Origin of the sequence: Streptomyces sp. S3(2020) (genome assembly GCF_013044505.1) — a bacterium.
In the GTDB taxonomy this organism is placed as follows: Bacteria; Actinomycetota; Actinomycetes; order Streptomycetales; family Streptomycetaceae; genus Streptomyces.
Genome location: NZ_JABERD010000030.1, coordinates 49,239 through 67,345, shown reverse-complemented (window position 1 = coordinate 67,345; position 18,107 = coordinate 49,239). Strand labels below are relative to the sequence as shown.

The window sequence follows — 18,107 nt, the reverse complement described above, 5'->3', positions numbered from 1 at the left end:
GGCCGTACGGAGGCTGCTGACAGTAACCCGGCTACGGCCAGCCGACCCCGCCCCCGGGCTACGGTCAGCAGCCTCCGTACGGCCAGGTCCCGGGCCAGCAGGCCCCCTACGGCGCGCCCCAGGGCGTACCGCAGGGCACACCCCAGGCCGCCGGTGTCGCCGGAGCCCTCCAGCAGTTCAAGGAGACGCCCACCGGCCAGCGCTGGACGCAGCAGAACAAGAAGCTCGTCCGCGTCGACCTCGGTATCGGCGGTCACCCCGTGCTGGCCCGGCAGGGCAGCATGGTGCTCTACCAGGGCAAGGTCGACTTCAGCTACAAGGGCGCCGGCTTCGCAGGGCGGGTCGTCGGCAACGCGACCGGCCAGGAGATGCAGCTGATGCGCTGCACCGGCCAGGGTCAGGTCTTCCTCGCCGAGAACTCCACGATGCTGCACCCCATCGAACTCCAGGGCGACGGCATCTGCGTCTCCGCCGAGAACGTCCTCGCCTTCGACGAGAGCCTCCAGTACGAGGTCCGCCGTATCGAAGGACACGGCATCCCGGGCGGCGCGCTGTTCACGATGCTGTTCCAGGGCACCGGCACGATCGTCCTCAAGACGCACGGCACGCCCGTGGTGCTGCCGGTGACGCCCACGACGTTCGCCGACGCCAACGCCGTGGTCGCCTGGTCGTCCGCGGCCCAGGTGGTCGTCTCCAGCCAGGTCCGGATGCGGCGCAACGCCTACCCCGGTGACACCGGCGAGAGCGTCAACCTTCAGTTCCGGGCCGCGCCCGGCAACTTCATCGTCGTCCAGCCGTACGAGATCTGAGGGAGTCCGTCATGAACCAGCCACTCGCGGGCTTCGCTCCCGCGCCCGTCACGGCCCGCATGGAGAACCACGGCAACCACATGGCGAAGATCGCCATGCAGACCGGGAACGACCTCTTCGCGCGCGTGGGCTCGATGGTCGCCTACGAAGGGTTCGTCCAGTACGAGCCCAACCCGCCAGCCGTGCGCCAGATCGCCAAGGACTGGATGACCGGCGAGGGCGCGCCCCTGATGAAGTGCTCCGGCGACGGACTGCTCTATCTCGCCGACTACGGCGCCAACGTGGTCGTCATCAACCTCAACGGCGACGGCATCTCCGTCAACGCCACCAACCTGCTCGCCTTCGACGCGCACCTCACCTGGGGTGTCGAGCGGGTGAAGGGGTTGGCGAAGTTCGCCGGGCAGGGACTGTGGAACACCAAGATCTCCGGGCAGGGCTGGGTCGCGCTGACCTCCCGGGGCAAGCCGATCGTCGTCGACTGCGGCGGTGGCGAGGACGAGACGTACGTCGACCCCGACGCGCTCGTCGCCTGGTCCCCGAACCTCAAGGTGAAGGGCAAGCGCAGCTTCAAGGCGCAGTCGCTCATCGGCCGCGGCAGCGGTGAGGCCTACCAGATGGCCTTCTCGGGCCAGGGCATCGTCGTCGTCCAGCCCAGCGAGGACAGCACCGACCGCCTCCGGGTCCGGGGCTGAGGGGGAGCCAGAACGTCATGCAGAGTCCGCTTTTCGCCTACAACGACCAGCAGACCCAGGAGCGCTGGAGCCTGCAGAACAAGCAGATGCTCCGCGTCACCCTGGAGGGCCACGACGACATCCTCGCCCGCAAGGGCACGATGGTCGCCTACCAGGGCCTGATGGAGTTCGACGCCGAGTACCAGAGCAACCAGCAGGGACGCGCGCGTGCGAGCACCGGCGAGGGCCTGGACCTGATGCGCTGCCACGGGCAGGGCACGGTCTACCTCGCCAACCTCAAGCAGCACGTCCACCTGGTGGATGTGGAGCAGGACGGGCTGACCGTCGACAGCAACTACGTCCTCGCCATGGACTCCTCGCTGCACCACGAGGTCATCGCCGTCGACAGCCTCTACGGCATCTCCGGCTCCGGGAAGTACCAGCTCAACATCACCGGCCGCGGCAAGGTCGCCCTCATGACGTCCGGTGCGCCGCTGATGATGCAGGTGACGCCCGACAAGTACGTCAACTGCGACGCCGACGCGATCGTCGCCTGGTCGACCTCGCTGCGCGTCCAGATGCAGGCCCAGACGCACTCCTCCGGGGTGTTCCGGCGCCGGGGCAACACCGGTGAGGGCTGGGAGCTCAGCTTCATGGGCAGCGGTTACGCGATCGTCCAGCCCAGCGAGCTGCTGCCACCGCAGAACGCCCAGATCGGCTCCGGCCTCGCCGCGCAGTACGGGATGGGACAGCAGGGGGTTCGCGCCCAGAACCAGGGCAACGCCTGGAGCTAGCCGCATCCGGCAGGTAAGGGGCGACCACCATGGTGGTCGCCCCTTACGCGTTCACAGCCTGGCCCGGGTCGCTTCGAGCAGCCGTACGACGGATTCGTCCGCCACGTCCGCCACCTCGTCGTACGCGAACCAGCGCAGGTCGAGGGACTCGTCGCTGATCGCCTCCAGGGCCCCGGCCGGGGCCAGCGCCGCGTACTGGACGTCGAGGTGCCAGGCGCACGGCGTGTGGTGGCGGTCCAGGCGGACCGGGCCGCCGGGCAGCAGGGTCAGACCCTCGATGCCCGACTCCTCGGTGCCCTCGCGCAGGGCGGCCGCGGCCAGGGTCTCGTCGACCGGTTCGCAGTGGCCGCCCATCTGGAGCCACATCCGGAGCTTCTTGTGGAGGGTCAGCAGGACCCGCCCGCGTGACGGGTCGACGACCAGCGCGCTCGCCGTGACGTGCCCGTCGCCGCAGGCCTTCCACATGCCGTCCGGGTGCGTCGCCAGATGGTCCAGATAGCCCTGGCGCAGCTCCTCCTGGTCCTCGTAACCCTTCAGTACGAGGACCGCGTCGTCGAACAGGCTCACTCGGTGTCGTCGCCCTTGTCGTCCGTGTCGGCGTCCTTCTTCAGGTCGGGCTTCTGCGCCGCCTCGCCGAGCATCTTGTCCAGTTCGGAGAAGTCCAGCTGCTCGCGGTGGACGAAGCCGTCCGGGTCGTCCAGGTCGGAGGCGGTCGGGAGCATGTCCGGGTGGGCCCACAGACCGTCCCGGCCGTCGACACCGCGCGCGTCCGTGAGCGAGGCCCACAGGCGGGAGGCGTCCCGCAGCCGGCGGGGGCGCAGCTCCAGGCCGATCAGCGTGGCGAAGGTCTGCTCGGCAGGACCGCCCGAGGCACGACGGCGGCGCAGGGTCTCGCGCAGCGCGTCCGCGGACGACAGACGGGGCTTCGCGGCCGCGTGGACCACCGCGTCCACCCAGCCCTCGACGAGCGCCAGAGCCGTCTCCAGACGGGCCAGGGCCGCCTTCTGCTCGGGCGTGTCCTCCGGCTGGAACATGCCCTGCTGGAGGGCGTCCTGCAACTGCTCGGGATTCTGCGGGTCGAACTGGCCGACCACGTCCTCCAGCTTGGCGGTGTCGACCTTGATCCCGCGCGCGTACCCCTCGACAGCGCCGAACAGGTGCGAGCGCAGCCACGGCACGTGCGCGAAGAGGCGCTGGTGGGCGGCCTCGCGCAGGGCGAGATACAGCCGCACCTCCTCCTTGGCCACACCGAGGTCCTTGCCGAACGCCTCGATGTTCACCGGCAGCAGCGCGGCCCGGCCGGACGGGCCCAGCGGCAGGCCGATGTCGGTGGAGCCGACGACCTCGCCCGCGAGCACGCCGACGGCCTGCCCGATCTGCTGGCCGAACATGGCGCCGCCCATCGAGCGCATCATGCCGATCAGCGGGCCCGCCATGGCCTGCATCTCCTCCGGCAGCACGTCGCCCATGGCGGTGCCGACGCGCTCGGCGACCGGGTCGACGAGCTCCTTCCACGCGGGCAGGGTCGCCTCGACCCACTCCGCGCGGGACCACGCCACGGCGGAGCCCGCGCCGGACGGCAGGGACGTCGCGTCGTCGAGCCACAGGTCGGCCAGGCGGACGGCCTCCTCGACCGCGGTGCGCTCGGCGGGGCCGACGCTCGCGTCCTTGGTGCCGTCCGCGGTGCCCTGGGAGACCGTCTGGCGGGCGATCTGCTTGGCCATGTCCCAGTTCACCGGGCCGCCCTCGTACGAGAGCATCTGGCCCAGTTGCTGGAACGCGGCGCCCAGGTCGTTGGGGTTCAGGGAACCGAACATGGCAGCGAACGGGTTGTCGGCACCAGGGGCACCGAAGCCGCCGGCTCCGGGCAGCCCGCCGAAACCGAACGGGTTGGCCGGGCCCTGACCACCACCGCTCTGCTGGTCCTTCTTCTTGCCCTCGTCGCCGTCGTCCGGCTCCTCCGGCGGAAGGCCGAATCCGAATGGGGTGTCACTCACGGGATTCCTCGGCTGGTAAGGCCACCGGTGTCTCTCCGGCGGCGCGACTGCCCGATAACACCACCCAGCGTAGACACCGTGGGCGGATCGGGCCTCGGTGCTCCGCCGACTCTCGGCCTGCGGCAGGATGGATGCCACCTGGTACGTACGCGTCACTCGCGCCCGTACTGAAGACAACCGCTGGAGACGCCCGGTGAGTTCCCCTGATCCACAGGTTCGCGCAGCGCGAAACCAGTCAACCAATCCCGGCCTGCGCGGGCCGGTCGTCGCCGTGACCGGCGCCGCCTCCGGTGTCGGCGCGCTGCTCACCGAGCGGCTCGCCGCTTCGGAGGAGATCAAGCAGGTCATCGCCATCGACGAGCGGCGGGGCGAGTGCGCGGCGGCGCAGTGGCACATCCTGGATGTACGGGATCCGGCGATCGCGGAGAAGCTGCGGGGCGCGGACGTGGTGGTGCACCTGGCCCTCGATCTCGACCTGGAGACCGACGGCGCCGCCCGTACGGCGTACAACGTGCGCGGTACCCAGACCGTGCTGACCGCCGCGGCCGCGGCCGGCGTGCACCGGGTCGTGCTGTGCACGTCCGCCATGGTCTACGGCGCCCTTCCGGACAACGCGCTGCCGCTGTCCGAGGACGCGGAACTGCGGGCGACGGCGGAGGCGACCGGGGTCGGGGACCTGCTGGAGGTCGAGCGGCTCGCGCGGCGCGCTCCGCGGGCGCACCCCGGGCTCAATGTCACCGTGGTGCGGCCCGCTGTCCTCGTCGGGGGCACCGACACCGCGCTGACCAGGTACTTCGAGTCGCCCCGGCTGCTGGTCGTGGCCGGGTCGCGGCCCGCCTGGCAGTTCTGCCACGTCGAGGATCTGTGCAGTGCCCTGGAGTACGCCGTCCTGGAGAAGGTCGAGGGTGAGCTCGCCGTCGGGTGCGACGGGTGGCTGGAGCAGGAGGAGGTCGAGGAGCTCAGCGGGATCCGGCGGATGGAGCTGCCGTCGGCCGTCGCGCTGGGCGCCGCGGCCCGGCTGCACCGGATCGGGCTCACACCGTCCCCGGCCGGGGATCTCGCCTACACGATGTACCCCTGGGTGGTGAGCGGCAGCCGGCTCCACGACGCCGGATGGCGGCCGCAGTGGACCAACGAGGAGGTGCTCTCGGAGCTGCTGGAGGAGGTCTCCGGGCGGCACACGGTCGCGGGACGCCGACTGGGCCGCAAGGACGCGACGGCCGCGGGCGCCGCGGGTGCGACGGTGGCGCTGCTGGGTGCGGCCGCAGTGGTGCGGCGGGCCCGGAAGGCCCGGCGGCGGATCTGAGGCCGGGAGGTCCGGACTTGTAGGAGGCTCCAAACGCCCACGCGTGTGTGCCGGGGGATGACGCTATTCCGTGTGGTCACGGGCATGGGGCACGATGGGGGCATGGCAGCCATCGACGATCACCCCGGTGAGCGGGGCGCGCAGGACCCCATCAAGCTCATCGCCATTCGTGAGACCGCGCTCTCCCTGGACGAAGTCTTCAAGGCCGTCGGGGACGACGCGGCCGGGGGGACGGCGCTGTTCGTGGGGACCGTGCGGAATCACGACGGCGGAGCCGACGTCGACGAGCTCGGGTATTCGTGTCATCCCAGCGCCGAGGCGGAGATGCGGCGGATCGCCGAGAAGGTCGTCGCCGAGTACCCCGTGCGGGCGCTGGCCGCGGTGCATCGCGTGGGCGATCTGAGCGTCGGGGATCTCGCCGTCGTCGTCGCCGTGTCGTGTCCGCATCGCGGGGAGGCCTTCGAGGCCTGCCGGAAGCTGATCGACGACCTCAAGCACGAGGTGCCCATCTGGAAGCACCAGAAGTTCTCCGACGGCACCGAGGAGTGGGTCGGAGCCTGCTGACCCCCCCGACAGCCTCAGCCGCCACAGAGCTCCGGTTGCGTAACCGCCCCCCTGGCATGAGCGTTGTCAGTGCGGATGGTTAATCTGCTGATCAGTCAGTTGCGGTCGCTCATCGGGGGTCGGGAGGTCGGTATGGCGGCGCTCGCCTGGTTGCTGATTCCGCTGTTGGCTGCGATCGGTGCCGGTCTGTGGGGCAGTTGGGCCAACCGGACCCGCAGGGTGCGCAGCGACGGGCCTGAGCTGGACGGGTACGCCCGCTTCCGCGAGGCCATGGAGAGGCAGCCCTGACGGGTCGCTGACAGGGGCGTCCCGTACTGTCGTGGCATGCCACGCCGCACCGCGACGATGCTCGCCTCCACCCTGATGCTGATCGCGCTCCTGTGCGCGGGTGTGTTGATCCCCGTGCCGTACGCGGAGATGTCCCCGGGCCCGACGGTGAACACCCTGGGCGATCACGACGGCGAGCCGGTGCTCCAGATCTCCGGTCGCAAGACGTACGCGACGAGCGGGCATCTGAACATGACCACCGTCCGGGTCACCAGCGCCGACTACAAGATGAACATCGTCGAGGCCGTGTACGGGTGGCTCGCCCACGACAACAAGGTCGTGCCGCACGACACGCTCTACCCGGACGGCAAGACCGAGGAGCAGTCCACCCAGGAGAACGCCGAGGAGTTCAGCCAGTCCCAGGAGAGCGCCAAGGTCGCCGCCCTGAAGGAGCTGGACGTCCCCGTGAAGTCCTTCGTGATCGTCTCCACGGTCGTCAAGGACTCCCCGTCCCAGGGCAGGCTGCACGCCGGTGACGTCATCAAGGCCGTCGACGGGACCACCGTCAAGGAGCCCGCCGACGTCGCCGAACTGGTCACGAAGCACAAGGCCGGCGAGAAGGTCGTCTTCACCATCGTGCCCGCCAAGGAGCAGGCCGCCGCCGAGAAGGAGCAGCGGACGGCGACCAAGACCGAGGACGTGACCGTCACGACCAAGGAGTCCGACGACGACGGTGAGAAGCGCGCCGTCGTCGGGATCTCCGCCGGGACCGACCACACCTTCCCGTTCACCATCGACATCAAGCTCGCCGATGTCGGAGGTCCGAGTGCCGGGCTCATGTTCGCGCTCGGCATCTACGACAAGCTCACCCCGGGCAGTCTCACCGGAGGCAAGTTCGTGGCCGGCACCGGCACCATCGACGACGACGGCAAGGTCGGCCCGATCGGCGGCATCGAGATGAAGACCGTCGGCGCCCGCGACAAGGGCGCCCAGTACTTCCTGACCCCGGCCGACAACTGCTCGGCGGCCGCCAAGGACACCCCCAGCGGGCTCACGCTGGTCAAGGTGGACACCATCGAGGACGCCCTGGGCGCCCTCAAGGACATCCGCTCCGGCGACACCGCCGACCTGCCCAAGTGCACGACCAAGGGCTGACGCGAAGACACGCGCGCGTACGTGAACGGGGGCGCCCCCAGGACCGAGGGCGCCCCCGTTGTCGTACGAGAAGAAGTCCCGCGGAACAACGACGTGGAAGAAGAACTCAGTCCTCGAACGTCGCCGACAGCGCCTCCGCCAGCCCCGGCACCAGGTCGCCGCCCGTGAGGACCTCTGTCGGGGAGTCCTTCTCACGCAGGCGCAGGGCCGAGTCGCGGGTGCCGTCGCGCAGGACCGCGACCGTCATGCGGACCTCCTGGCGGTCGGGGTGCTTCGCGACCCACTGGGCGAGCTTCTTGTCGCTCAGGCCCTCCGGGACGGACGCCTCGGCGGACGGCGGGAGCATCAGGCGCTCCACCGTCAGGGCGCAGCCGACCACCGGGTCGGGCCAGGCGATCGTGCCGAGGAAATCGTCCAGCGGCTTGCCCGCCGGGATCTCCTCCTGCTCGATCGGGGTGAGACCGGTGGTCTCCTGCTCGTCCTCCAGGCCGAGCTGGGCCGCGAGGCCGGGTTCCTGAGCACGCAGCCGGGCGGTGTCTACGAGGGCGAAGAGGCGAGCGGGCTGGTCCCAGCCGAGGCCGGACACGTACTCGTCGATCTCGAGTACGGCCCGGGTCAGAGGGCTCGCTGCCATGGGAGTGTTGGACATAGTCACAATCCTGCCTCGTTCATGGCCGGAATCGGGAACCGAGTAAAGCGTGAGTAAGTTGCATAGGTGAGGGCCTACGATCACGTGGCCCACGGACGGCCCGCGGGGACGCGGGTCTGACGGACCAACAGCGACTTTCGAGGTGCGCACCTTGGCTTTCCAGATGCCGGACCGCGGCGGAGGCCCGACGGGGCCACGGATCAGAGTGGGCCGCCCGTCCCGGCGCGTCCGGACCCTGCTCATGACACTGGGCGTCCTTGCCGTGCTCGGCATGGCGTTCACGATGTTCGCCGGGTTCTGGACGGACTGGCTCTGGTACCGGTCGGTGAACTACTCGTCCGTGTTCACGACGACCCTGTGGACGAAGATCGGGCTGTTCTTCGTCTTCGGTCTGCTGATGGCCCTTGCGGTCGGCTTCAACATCTGGCTGGCGCACCGGCTGCGGCCGCCGCTGAGCGCCATGTCGATGGAGCAGCAGAACCTCGACCGCTACCGGATGGGCATCGCGCCCTACAAGAAGTGGCTGCTGCTGGGGATCACCGCGCTGGTCGGCCTCATCGCCGGCGCCTCGGCGTCGAGCCAGTGGCGGACCTGGCTGATGTGGGTCAACGGCGTCTCCTTCGGTGAGAAGGACCCGCAGTTCAAGCTCGACATCTCCTTCTTCACCTTCGACCTGCCCTGGTACCGGTTCCTGCTCGGCTTCGGCTTCGCAGCCGCGATCCTGTCCGTGATCGCCGCCGCGCTGACGCACTACCTGTACGGCGGGCTCAGGATCACCAGCCCGGGAGCGCGCGCCACGGCCGCCGCCACGGGGCACCTGTCCGTCCTGATGGGCATCTTCGTCGCCCTGAAGGCGGTGGCCTACTGGCTCGACCGGTACGGCCTCGCGGTCAAGTCCAGCGACTTCAAGGCGACCGACAACTGGACCGGCCTGAGGTACGTCGACGCGAACGCCTATCTGCCGGCCAAGACGATCCTGTTCTGCATCGCCGTCATCTGCGCCCTGCTGTTCTTCGCCACCCTGTGGCGGCGCACCTGGCAGCTGCCCGTCATCGGCTTCGGCCTGATGGTCCTCTCGGCGATCCTCATCGGCGGGCTGTACCCGGCGATCGTCCAGAAGTTCCAGGTCCAGCCGAACGAGCAGGCCAAGGAGGCGCCGTACGTCTCCAAGAACCTCAAGGCGACGCGTGAGGCCTACGGCATCGACGACGCCCAGGTCACCGAGTACGGGGGCGCGTCCACCACCACGGACAAGACCAAGCTGCGCGACGACGTCGACAGCACGGCCAGCATCCGCGTGATGGACCCGAACATCGTCTCCCCGACGTTCCAGCAGCTCCAGCAGATGCGTAACTACTACGCGTTCCCGACCAACCTGGACGTCGACCGCTACAGCAAGGACGGCAAGGACCAGGACACGGTCATCGGTCTGCGCGAGCTGAACCTCGCCGGCATCCCGAAGAACAACTGGATCAACGACCACTTCCGCTACACCCACGGCTACGGCGTGGTCGCCGCCAAGGGCACCACCGCCGACTCCGAGGGCCGCCCGGTCTTCACCGAGTCCAACCTGCCGTCGCAGGGTGACCTCGGGACGTATCAGCAGCGGGTCTACTACGGCGAGAAGACCACCGAGTACTCGATCGTCGGCGGTCCCCAGAAGGAGATCGACTACTCCGACGACAACGGCGAGAAGACCTTCAGCTACACCGGCAAGAGCGGGGTCAACCTCTCCAACCCGGTCAACCGGGCCGCGTACGCGGTGGCGTTCAACGAGCCGCAGATCCTCTACTCCGGCGCGATCGGCGAGGGCTCGCGGATCCTGTACAACCGCACGCCCAAGGAGCGCGTCGAGGCGGTCGCCCCGTGGCTGACCATCGACGGCGACGCCTACCCGGCGGTCGTCGACGGCGAGATCCAGTGGATCGTCGACGCGTACACGACGACGAACGGCTACCCGTACTCGTCCCGTACGACCCTCGGTGACACCACGGCCGACTCGCTGACCGCGACGAACAACTCGCGTGCGGTGGTGGCCCAGCAGAACCAGGTCAACTACATCCGCAACTCGGTGAAGGCGACCGTCGACGCGTACACCGGCGAGGTCAAGCTCTACCAGTGGGACACCAAGGACCCGGTCCTGAAGACCTGGATGAAGGCGTTCCCGGGCACGGTGGAGCCGAAGACCGCCATCACGCAGTCGCTGATGGACCATCTGCGGTACCCGCAGGACCTGTTCAAGGTCCAGCGCGAACTGCTCAGCCGCTACCACGTGGAGGACGCCACGACGTTCCTCAGCGGCTCCGAGGTGTGGCAGGTGCCGGACGACCCCACCAACAAGTCGGGCGACGCGGTGCCGCCGTACTACCTCAGCATGAAGATGCCCGACCAGAAGGACCAGGCGTTCTCGCTCACGACGACGTTCACGCCCAACGGCCGGGACAACCTCAGTGCGTTCATGTCGGTGGACGCCGAGGCGGGCACCTCGGACTACGGCAAGATCAGAATCCTGAAACTGCCGACGAACACCACGGTCAGCGGCCCCAAACAGGTGCAGAGCACGTTCAACTCCGAACAGGACATCGCCGAGACCATCAGCCTCCTCAACAGAGGTGATTCCAGCGTCGAGTACGGCAACCTGCTGACGGTGCCGCTCGACGGAGGACTGCTGTACGTGGAGCCGGTCTACGTACGCGGTGGTGGACTGAAGTACCCGCTGCTGCGGAAGGTGTTGGTGACCTACGGAGGCAACACCGCCTTCGAGGACACTCTCGACGAGGCCCTCAACAAGGTCTTCGGAGCGGACGGCGAGACCACCACGCCACCGGAGGACGACGGCGGGGGCACCACGACTCCGCCACCGACCTCCGACAACCCGACGGTCCAAGAGGCGTTGAACGACGCCCAGAAGGCCTTCGAGGAGGGCCAGGCGGCCCTGAAGAAGGGCGACTGGGAGGCGTACGGCCAGGCGCAGAAGGACCTGGAGGACGCCCTGCAACGGGCCGAGGACGCACAGGCCGAGGAGGACAAGTCCGGCGGCGCCAGTCCGAGTCCGAGCGGCAGTCCGAGTCCGAGCAGCAGTCCCAGCGGCTGACCGGTTCCTGAGCTGGTCAAATGCCCCTCCCGCGCCGTGGTACGGTTGGAACACAACGGCGCGGGGTGGAGCAGCTCGGTAGCTCGCTGGGCTCATAACCCAGAGGTCGCAGGTTCAAATCCTGTCCCCGCTACTGAAAACGAAGGCCCGGATCCTGATCAAGGATCCGGGCCTTCGTGATGTGCGAACGCATGTGCCGGGGGAGGGATGGACGTGCCGCCGTGGGGAGTTGGGGGAACTGTGTTTGACTTGTCTCTCTGTGGGCATGTCGACAAAACGCTGAAGTGACCTCACTGGCTGCGGTATACCAGGTGTACCCAGGTTGCAGGTGGTGCGACGATGGACGTTATGGGGGACAAGGCAACTCTGTTGGAGACAGGGCGGTTTGAGCAGTCTGCTGACTTTGTGCAGTCTGCCGATCTTGTGCAGCCTTCCGACCGGGACGAGACCGGTGAGGCCGCCGAGGAAGCAAGGCAGCGGCTCGCCGCGGAAGCCGGCGATGTCGAGGCGATGAGCGTCCTCGGGGCCATGCTGCTGCGCCGCGGTGATCTCGACGGAGCCGAACCCCTGCTGCGTGCTGCCACCGCCGCGGGCGACCGGGCCGCCGCCAACAACCTGGGTGTCCTTCTGCACCAGCGCGGATACGCCGACGAGGCCGCCGGATGGTGGCGGATCGCCGCCGTCGCCGGGTCCGCCGCGGCCGCGCACGCGCTGGGGCGTCACCGCCGGGAGAAGGGCGACGAGCCCGCCGCCGAGTACTGGCTGCGCCAGTCCGCCGAGCAGGGACACGCCCTCGGCGCGTACGCGCTCGCCGATCTGCTGGAGCACCGCGGGGACGCGGCGGCCGGGCAGTGGATGCGGGCCGCGGCCGAGCGGGGGCACCGCGAGGCGGCCTACCGACTGGCGCGCGCTCTCGACCGCGAGACGCCGGCCGAGGGGGACGCCGGGGCCGACAACGGTGTCTCCCAGGACGCCGAGCAGTGGTACCGGCAGGCCGCCGCGCGCGGACACCGGCGGGCCGCGCTGCAGCTCGGTGCGATCCTGGAGCGGCGCGGTGAGCTCAAGGAGGCCGGGCGCTGGTACCTGACCTCCGCCAAGGACGGCGAGGCGCGGGCCGCCTGTGCGCTCGGGTTCCTGCTGCGTGACGCGGGAGACGTCGAGAGCGCCGCCCTCTGGTGGCTGCGGGCCGCGCAGGACGGCGACGGCAACGCGGCGAACGCGCTGGGCGCGCTGCACGCCGAGCGGGGCGAGACGCAGACCGCCGAGCGCTGGTACCGGGCCGCGATGGACGCCGGTGATGTCAACGGCGCGTACAACCTCGGGCTGCTCTGTGCCGAGCAGGCCCGGACCGCGCAGGCCGAGCAGTGGTACCGGCGGGCGGCGTACGCCGGGCACCGTGAGGCGGCGAACGCGCTGGCGATCCTGCTGTTGCAGGGCGGGGACACCGCCGGGTCCGAGCCGTGGTTCTCCAAGGCGGCCGAGGCCGGGAGCGTGGACGCGGCGTTCAACCTCGGGATTCTCTTCGCCGGGCGGGGTGAGGACGTGGTCGCGCTGCGGTGGTACGAGCGGGCCGCGGCGGCCGGGCACACCGAGGCGGCGCTCCAGGTCGGGATCGCGCGGTTGCGGGACGGGGACGAGGCCGCGGCGGAGCGGCATCTGCGGTGTGCGGCGGGGGGTGGCAGTGCGGAGGCGGCGTATCGGCTGGCGACCGTGCTGGACGCCCGGCGCCCGCCCGCGCCCGCCCATGAGCTGGGGGAGCCCGTGCACCTGTCCAAGAGCGAGTGTGAGGAGTGGTACGAGCGGGCGGCTTCCCAGGGGCACCGGCGGGCGCAGGTGCGGGTGGGGATGCTGGCCGCCGCGCGCGGGGATGTCGTCGAGGCGGCTCGCTGGTACCGGGAGGCGGCCGAGGCCGGGTCCCGGAACGGCGCCTTCAATCTCGGGCTGCTGCTGGCCCGGGAGGGCAGCGAGCCCGAGGCGGCCGTGTGGTGGACTCGTGCGGCCGATGCGGGGCACGGGCGGGCGGCGTTGCGGCTGGCCCTGGTCTACGCGCGTCGTGGGGAGCTCGCGGAGGGGCAGCGGTGGGCCGACCTGGCGGTGACGCTGGGGCCGGGAGAGGTGTCGGAGCGGGCGGCTCGGCTGCGGGACGCGCTGCGGCAGGAACTGTCGGCTTGACGGTGGGGTCGCGCGGCGCAGGCGCCGGACAAGCGATTTGCTTCCGTCCTCCCCGTTGACGTAGTGTTCATTTCACCGACGCGGGGTGGAGCAGCTCGGTAGCTCGCTGGGCTCATAACCCAGAGGTCGCAGGTTCAAATCCTGTCCCCGCTACTGAAGGCCGAGGGCCGGAATCCGAAAGGGTTCCGGCCCTCGGTGTTTGTCCGTGGTGTGTGCTCTGTCGTCCGTTGTGCGCGGGCAGCGCAGAGCCCCGGCGCCCAAGAGGGGCCGGGGCTCGGGGGAACAGGCTTATGCCGCCGCGCAGTTCGGGCAGATGCCGCGGTACGTGACCTCGACGCCCGAGACCGCGAAGCCGAAGCGCTCCGAGTCGGGGAGGTCGGTGAGCGGGTCGCCGCTCGGGTGGACGTCGCGGATCGCGCCGCACTGGGCGCAGACCAGGTGGTGGTGCGGACGGTGCGCGTTCGGGTCGTACCGCTTGGCGCGCTTGTCGGTGGCGACCTCGAGCACCTCGCCCAGGGAGACCAGTTCGCCCAGCGTGTTGTAGACGGTCGCGCGGGAGATCTCGGGCAGCTTGACGACGGCCCGGGCGTGGACCTCGTCGGCCGTCAGGTGGACGTGATCGCCGTCGAGGACCTCGGCCACGACGCGCCGCTGCGCGGTCATTCGCCATCCGCGGCCGCGCAGTCGTTCCAGAAGGTCACTCATAGGGGTCACCTTAACAGCAGGGGGACCAAGGTCCCGAAGAGGTGTGATTTTAGAGCCTTGCTTGACTTAGACATAGTCCATTGTAGGATCGAGCATGCTCTTGGCCAAGTGCCCGGAGTGACGAAAGCTGCGGCAAGTGGCCGGGAGGTCGCCGTCCAGGCCCTGTGCGGCCACCCCGGCACTGGACCGCTTGCCGTGAACAGATGGGCCGGACCCCTGCGTGAGGAGTCCGGCCCATCCGTGTGTTCAGGCGGGGACGTGCTGTCTGGCCGGTGCCCAGCAGCGGATGATGTCGCGGACCGAGACGATGCCGACCGGCTCGCCGCGGTCCAGGACGATGAGGTGCCGGAAGCCGCCGTGGGCCATGGCCCGGGCCGCCTCCTCCAGGGTCCAGGACGGTGCCGCGAAGACGACGTCGGTGGTGGTGTGGTCGTGGACGCGTTCCGTGTCCGGACTCTGGCCCAGTCCCACGGCGTTGAGGACGTCGCGTTCGGTGAGGATGCCGATGCCGCCGGCATCGGGGTCGAGGATCACGGCCGCGCCGACGCGCCGGGCGGACATCAGTGCGGCGGCTTGGCGGAGGGTGTGGGCGGGGCCGATGGTGAGGACCACTGTGCTCATGGCGTCACGGACGAGCATGGGTGCGGAGTCACCTCCTACGAATCCCCGGGATAGTTCGAGGATTCACAAGTTCACAAATGAGGGTCCCCTCAGAGTCGCAGGTAAAGCGAGGGTCAACAAGAGGGCGCGCGGGGCCGATTGAGGGCGTGCGCGATCAGTACCGCTGGTTGAGGTATCCCAGCATCTCGTCGTGGAGCAGCCCGTTGGAGGCGGCCGCGTTGCCGCTGTGCGGGCCGGGACGGCCGTCGAGGCCGGTGAAGGAGCCGCCGGCCTCCGTCACGATGATCGCGTTGGCGGCCATGTCCCAGAGGGAGAGCTCCGGTTCGGCGCAGAGGTCCACCGCGCCCTCGGCGACCAGCATGTAGGGCCAGAAGTCGCCGTACGCGCGCGTGCGCCACACATCGCGGGTCAGGTCCAGGAAGCCGTTGAGGCGGCTCTGCTCCTCCCAGCCGCTCAGGGAGGAGTACGCGAAGGACGCGTCCGCCATCTTCGAGACACGGGAGACACGCAGCCGCGAGGCCGAGGTGAGGCTGCGCCCGGTGAAGGCGCCGTGCCCCTTCGCGGCCCACCAGCGGCGGTTGAGCGCGGGGGCGGAGACGACGCCGACGACGGGCCGGTAGCCGCCCTCCGCCGCCTCCATCAGGGAGATCAGGGTGGCCCAGACGGGGACGCCGCGGACGTAGTTCTTGGTGCCGTCGATCGGGTCGATCACCCAGCGGCGGGGGCCGGTGCCCTGGACGCCGTACTCCTCGCCGAGGATCGCGTCCCGCGGGCGGGCGCGCTGGAGGTGGGTGCGGATGATTTCCTCCGCCGCCTTGTCCGCCTCGCTCACCGGGGTCATGTCCGGCTTCGTCTCGACCTTGAGGTCCAGCGCCTTGAAGCGGTCCATGGTGGTGGCGTCGGCCGCGTCCGCGAGGACGTGGGCGAAGCGGAGGTCGTCAAGGTAGTCCGGCATGGGGCGAACGGTATCTGCCGTGGTCGGTGCGGGGCTACACGGGACCAAGGCGCGGACGGCCCCGGCGCGGACGGCGTGCGGTGGATCAAGGGCGCCCCCCGATGCCTTCGCGAACCCTTGACAGTGCCCTCACGCGCGTCAAATCTGGGCCCAGAGCCGCTCGCCCCTAGGAGGCGATGATGCCTGCAGCGAGGGAATCCCTGCTGGACGCCGCGTACACGGCGCTGGCCCGCCGGCCGTGGTCCACCGTGCGGATGGTGGATGTCGCCGCGGCGGCAGGAGTGTCCCGGCAGACGCTTTACAACGAGTTCGGGAGCAAGGAAGGGCTGGCCCGCGCGCTGGTGAGAAGGGAGGCCGACGGATTTCTCGCCGGCGTCGAGCGCGCCCTCGCCACGCACAGCGACGCGCGTGAGCGGCTGACCGCGACCGCCGAGTGGACCGCCGTCACCGCCAAGGACAACGCGCTCGTACGGGCCATGCTCACCGGCTGCTGGAGCGAACGGCTGCCCTCCCCGACGTTGTCCGCGGTGCCGTCCTCCTCGGCCGTACCGGCACAGCGCCGGGCGGACGGACCGCTGCCGTCGCCCGGCGACTTCGTGGCAATGGTCCGCGACCGGGCCGTGGCGGTGCTCGCCGGACCCGGTGCGCACAACAAGTCGGACCTCGCCGACCTCGCCCGCTCCTGCGAGCTGACCGTGCGGATCGCGCTGTCCTGCGTGGCGGCCCCGCCGGGTGAGGGCGGGGTCGCGGACCTGGTGCGCAGCGCACTGCACCGGCAGCAGGTGTGAGTCGACCGCCGCAGGTCCAAGCGGGTCGGGCGCGTCCCGAAGGGGCGTGGGGCCGTATCGATGTGCGGCCACCGCCGCGCGGGCGCGACCGGCCACGACGGCGCCGCAGCCGAACGACGGCACATCACCGCTCGTCCAGCGGAGCGCTCAGTGCGCCGAGCCGGACAGCTGGAGGCCGATCACGCCCACGATGACCAGGCTGATCGAGACGAGCTTCAGCGTCGACACCAGGTCGCCGAGGAAGACCATGCCGTAGATCGCGGTGCCCGCCGCGCCGATGCCGGTCCACACCGCGTACGCCGGGCCCACGTCGAGCTTCCTCAGCGCCAGGGTCAGCAGACCGAAGCTGCCCAGCGCGAAGATGCAGAACGCGACCGTGGGCCACAGTCGAGTGAAACCGTGCGAAAGCTTGAGGCACACGGCGAAACCGGTCTCCAACAACCCGGCGACCACCACCAGCAGCCACGCCATGTGCTGTCCTCCCGTATGTCCGGCTCGGTGCGATTATGCCTTTACCTCACCTGTACGGAGACAAACAACGCTGAGGTCAGTCGCCTTCCTTGCGTTCCCTGGTCGCCAACAGACGGCGGAGCGAGTACAGGCGTGCCGGGTCCGCGTGCCCTTCTGCTACCCACTCGTCCAGCGCGCAGTCCGGCTCATCATGACTGCACGCACGGGGACAGCCTTCGGTTCCCGGCACCAGGTCGGGGAACGCGAGGATCACGCGGGACGGGTCGACGTGGTGCAGACCGAACGACCGTACGCCCGGAGTGTCGATCACCCAGCCGTCGTCGCCCGCCAGGGGCAGCGCCAGCGCCGAGGTCGTGGTGTGGCGGCCGCGGCCGGTCACCGCGTTCACATGGCCCGTCACCCGGCGGCGGTCCTCCGGCACCAGTGCGTTGACCAATGTCGTCTTGCCGACGCCCGAGTGCCCGACGAACGCCGTGATCCTGCCGTCGAGTTGCTCGCGCACCCGGCCCGCCGCGTCGCCGTTCTCCAGCTCCTCGCGGCTGGTGACGACGTACGGGATGTCCAGGTGGCCGTAGAGCTCAAGGAGTTTGTCGGGCTGGGCGAGGTCCGACTTCGTCAGGACCAGGAGGGGGCTCAGACCGCCGTCGAACGCCGCGACCAGACAGCGGTCGATGAGGCGCGGGCGGGGTTCGGGGTCGGCGAGGGCCGTGACGATCGCCAACTGGTCGGCGTTGGCGACGACCACCCGCTCGTACGGGTCGTCGTCGTCCGCGGTACGGCGCAGGACCGAGACGCGCGGCTCGATGCGGACGATACGGGCCAGGGTGTCCTTCTGGCCGGACAGGTCGCCGACGATGGCCACCCGGTCCCCGACGACGGCGGCCTTGCGGCCCAGTTCCCGGGCCTTCATCGCCATCACGACCCGGTCCTCGACCAGACAGGTCAGACGGCCCCGGTCGACGGTGAGGACCATGCCCTCGACCGCTTCCTCGTGCTTGGGACGGATGTGTGTCCGCGGCCGGTTGCCCTTGCGGTTCGGGCGGCTGCGGATGTCGTCCTCGTCGGTGTGCTTGCCGTAGCGACGCATGG

At 69.9% G+C, this 18,107-nt stretch carries 17 protein-coding genes, 2 tRNA genes and 1 pseudogene; 12 read left to right on the top strand and 8 right to left on the bottom strand.

Translation table 11 applies throughout. The annotated features are described in order from the left end of the window. Positions 1-26: 26 nt before the first annotated feature. The 3 genes and pseudogenes from HLK59_RS13075 to HLK59_RS13065 all read left to right on the top strand — a co-directional run. Positions 27-809: pseudogene (locus HLK59_RS13075) on the top strand (AIM24 family protein); the annotation flags it as partial. 11 nt (positions 810-820) lie between these two features. After that, entirely contained in the window at positions 821-1,501 is a 681-nt protein-coding gene (locus tag HLK59_RS13070) for an AIM24 family protein (RefSeq protein ID WP_171141547.1), read from the top strand. Between the two features lie 17 nt (positions 1,502-1,518). Beyond that, the gene (locus HLK59_RS13065; RefSeq protein WP_171141546.1) at positions 1,519-2,274 is read left to right on the top strand and encodes an AIM24 family protein; all 756 of its coding nucleotides are present in this window, start codon (positions 1,519-1,521) and stop codon (positions 2,272-2,274) included. A gap of 51 nt (positions 2,275-2,325) precedes the next feature. Here HLK59_RS13065 and HLK59_RS13060 read toward each other — a convergent pair whose 3' ends face one another. After that, the gene (locus HLK59_RS13060; protein WP_171141545.1) at positions 2,326-2,841 is read right to left on the bottom strand and encodes an NUDIX hydrolase; all 516 of its coding nucleotides are present in this window, start codon (positions 2,839-2,841) and stop codon (positions 2,326-2,328) included. Beyond that, on the bottom strand, positions 2,838-4,271 hold the full coding sequence (locus HLK59_RS13055) for a zinc-dependent metalloprotease (RefSeq protein WP_171141544.1): 1,434 nt from the start codon (positions 4,269-4,271) through the stop codon (positions 2,838-2,840). Before HLK59_RS13055 ends, HLK59_RS13060 begins: the two co-directional genes overlap by 4 nt. 193 nt (positions 4,272-4,464) lie before the next feature. On the opposite strand from HLK59_RS13055, the gene HLK59_RS13050 reads away from it, so the two are divergent. From HLK59_RS13050 to HLK59_RS13035, 4 genes are all read left to right on the top strand, one after another. Beyond that, a complete protein-coding gene (locus tag HLK59_RS13050) occupies positions 4,465-5,577 on the top strand; it encodes an SDR family oxidoreductase (protein WP_171141543.1) in 1,113 nt (370 codons plus the stop codon). A gap of 102 nt (positions 5,578-5,679) precedes the next feature. Further along, positions 5,680-6,141, top strand: coding sequence for a molybdenum cofactor biosynthesis protein MoaE (locus tag HLK59_RS13045; RefSeq protein WP_171141542.1), 462 nt, complete (start codon positions 5,680-5,682; stop codon positions 6,139-6,141). A gap of 75 nt (positions 6,142-6,216) precedes the next feature. Next, the gene (locus HLK59_RS13040) at positions 6,217-6,429 is read left to right on the top strand and encodes a hypothetical protein (protein ID WP_171141490.1); all 213 of its coding nucleotides are present in this window, start codon (positions 6,217-6,219) and stop codon (positions 6,427-6,429) included. Positions 6,430-6,465: 36 nt separating this feature from the next. Further along, positions 6,466-7,563 carry a PDZ domain-containing protein gene (locus HLK59_RS13035; protein ID WP_171141541.1) on the top strand — a complete coding sequence of 366 codons (1,098 nt, stop codon included), beginning with the start codon at positions 6,466-6,468 and terminating at the stop codon, positions 7,561-7,563. A 106-nt stretch (positions 7,564-7,669) separates the two neighbouring features. On the opposite strand, the gene HLK59_RS13030 is transcribed toward HLK59_RS13035, so the two are convergent. Next, the gene (locus tag HLK59_RS13030; protein ID WP_171141540.1) at positions 7,670-8,212 is read right to left on the bottom strand and encodes a PPA1309 family protein; all 543 of its coding nucleotides are present in this window, start codon (positions 8,210-8,212) and stop codon (positions 7,670-7,672) included. 163 nt (positions 8,213-8,375) lie between these two features. Here HLK59_RS13030 and HLK59_RS13025 point away from each other — a divergent pair, with 163 nt between their 5' ends. From HLK59_RS13025 to HLK59_RS13010, 4 genes are all read left to right on the top strand, one after another. Then, positions 8,376-11,306, top strand: a complete 2,931-nt coding sequence (locus HLK59_RS13025) for a UPF0182 family protein (RefSeq protein ID WP_206327081.1) — start codon at positions 8,376-8,378, stop codon at positions 11,304-11,306. Positions 11,307-11,365: 59 nt separating this feature from the next. After that, positions 11,366-11,439: transfer RNA gene (locus HLK59_RS13020), tRNA-Met, on the top strand. A 206-nt stretch (positions 11,440-11,645) separates the two neighbouring features. Continuing rightward, positions 11,646-13,478: a tetratricopeptide repeat protein gene (locus HLK59_RS13015; protein ID WP_171141538.1), complete on the top strand. Its 1,833-nt coding sequence runs from the start codon at positions 11,646-11,648 to the stop codon at positions 13,476-13,478. 79 nt (positions 13,479-13,557) lie between these two features. Then, positions 13,558-13,631 (top strand) — tRNA-Met (locus HLK59_RS13010). A gap of 135 nt (positions 13,632-13,766) precedes the next feature. On the opposite strand, the gene HLK59_RS13005 is transcribed toward HLK59_RS13010, so the two are convergent. From HLK59_RS13005 to hisN, 3 genes are all read right to left on the bottom strand, one after another. Continuing rightward, positions 13,767-14,183 carry a Fur family transcriptional regulator gene (locus tag HLK59_RS13005; protein WP_171141537.1) on the bottom strand — a complete coding sequence of 139 codons (417 nt, stop codon included), beginning with the start codon at positions 14,181-14,183 and terminating at the stop codon, positions 13,767-13,769. Positions 14,184-14,429: 246 nt separating this feature from the next. Further along, complete coding sequence (locus HLK59_RS13000; protein ID WP_171141536.1) at positions 14,430-14,822, bottom strand: CBS domain-containing protein; 393 nt, start codon at positions 14,820-14,822, stop codon at positions 14,430-14,432. 136 nt (positions 14,823-14,958) lie between these two features. Further along, positions 14,959-15,759, bottom strand: coding sequence for a histidinol-phosphatase (hisN, locus tag HLK59_RS12995; protein ID WP_171141535.1), 801 nt, complete (start codon positions 15,757-15,759; stop codon positions 14,959-14,961). A 179-nt stretch (positions 15,760-15,938) separates the two neighbouring features. Between hisN and HLK59_RS12990 the strand changes: the two genes are divergently transcribed. After that, a complete protein-coding gene (locus tag HLK59_RS12990; RefSeq protein WP_171141534.1) occupies positions 15,939-16,547 on the top strand; it encodes a TetR/AcrR family transcriptional regulator in 609 nt (202 codons plus the stop codon). Positions 16,548-16,694: 147 nt separating this feature from the next. On the opposite strand, the gene HLK59_RS12985 is transcribed toward HLK59_RS12990, so the two are convergent. Further along, a complete protein-coding gene (locus HLK59_RS12985; protein WP_171141533.1) occupies positions 16,695-17,018 on the bottom strand; it encodes a multidrug efflux SMR transporter in 324 nt (107 codons plus the stop codon). A gap of 76 nt (positions 17,019-17,094) precedes the next feature. Further along, positions 17,095-18,105: a ribosome small subunit-dependent GTPase A gene (gene rsgA / locus HLK59_RS12980; RefSeq protein WP_171141532.1), complete on the bottom strand. Its 1,011-nt coding sequence runs from the start codon at positions 18,103-18,105 to the stop codon at positions 17,095-17,097. Between the last annotated feature and the right edge of the window lie 2 nt (positions 18,106-18,107).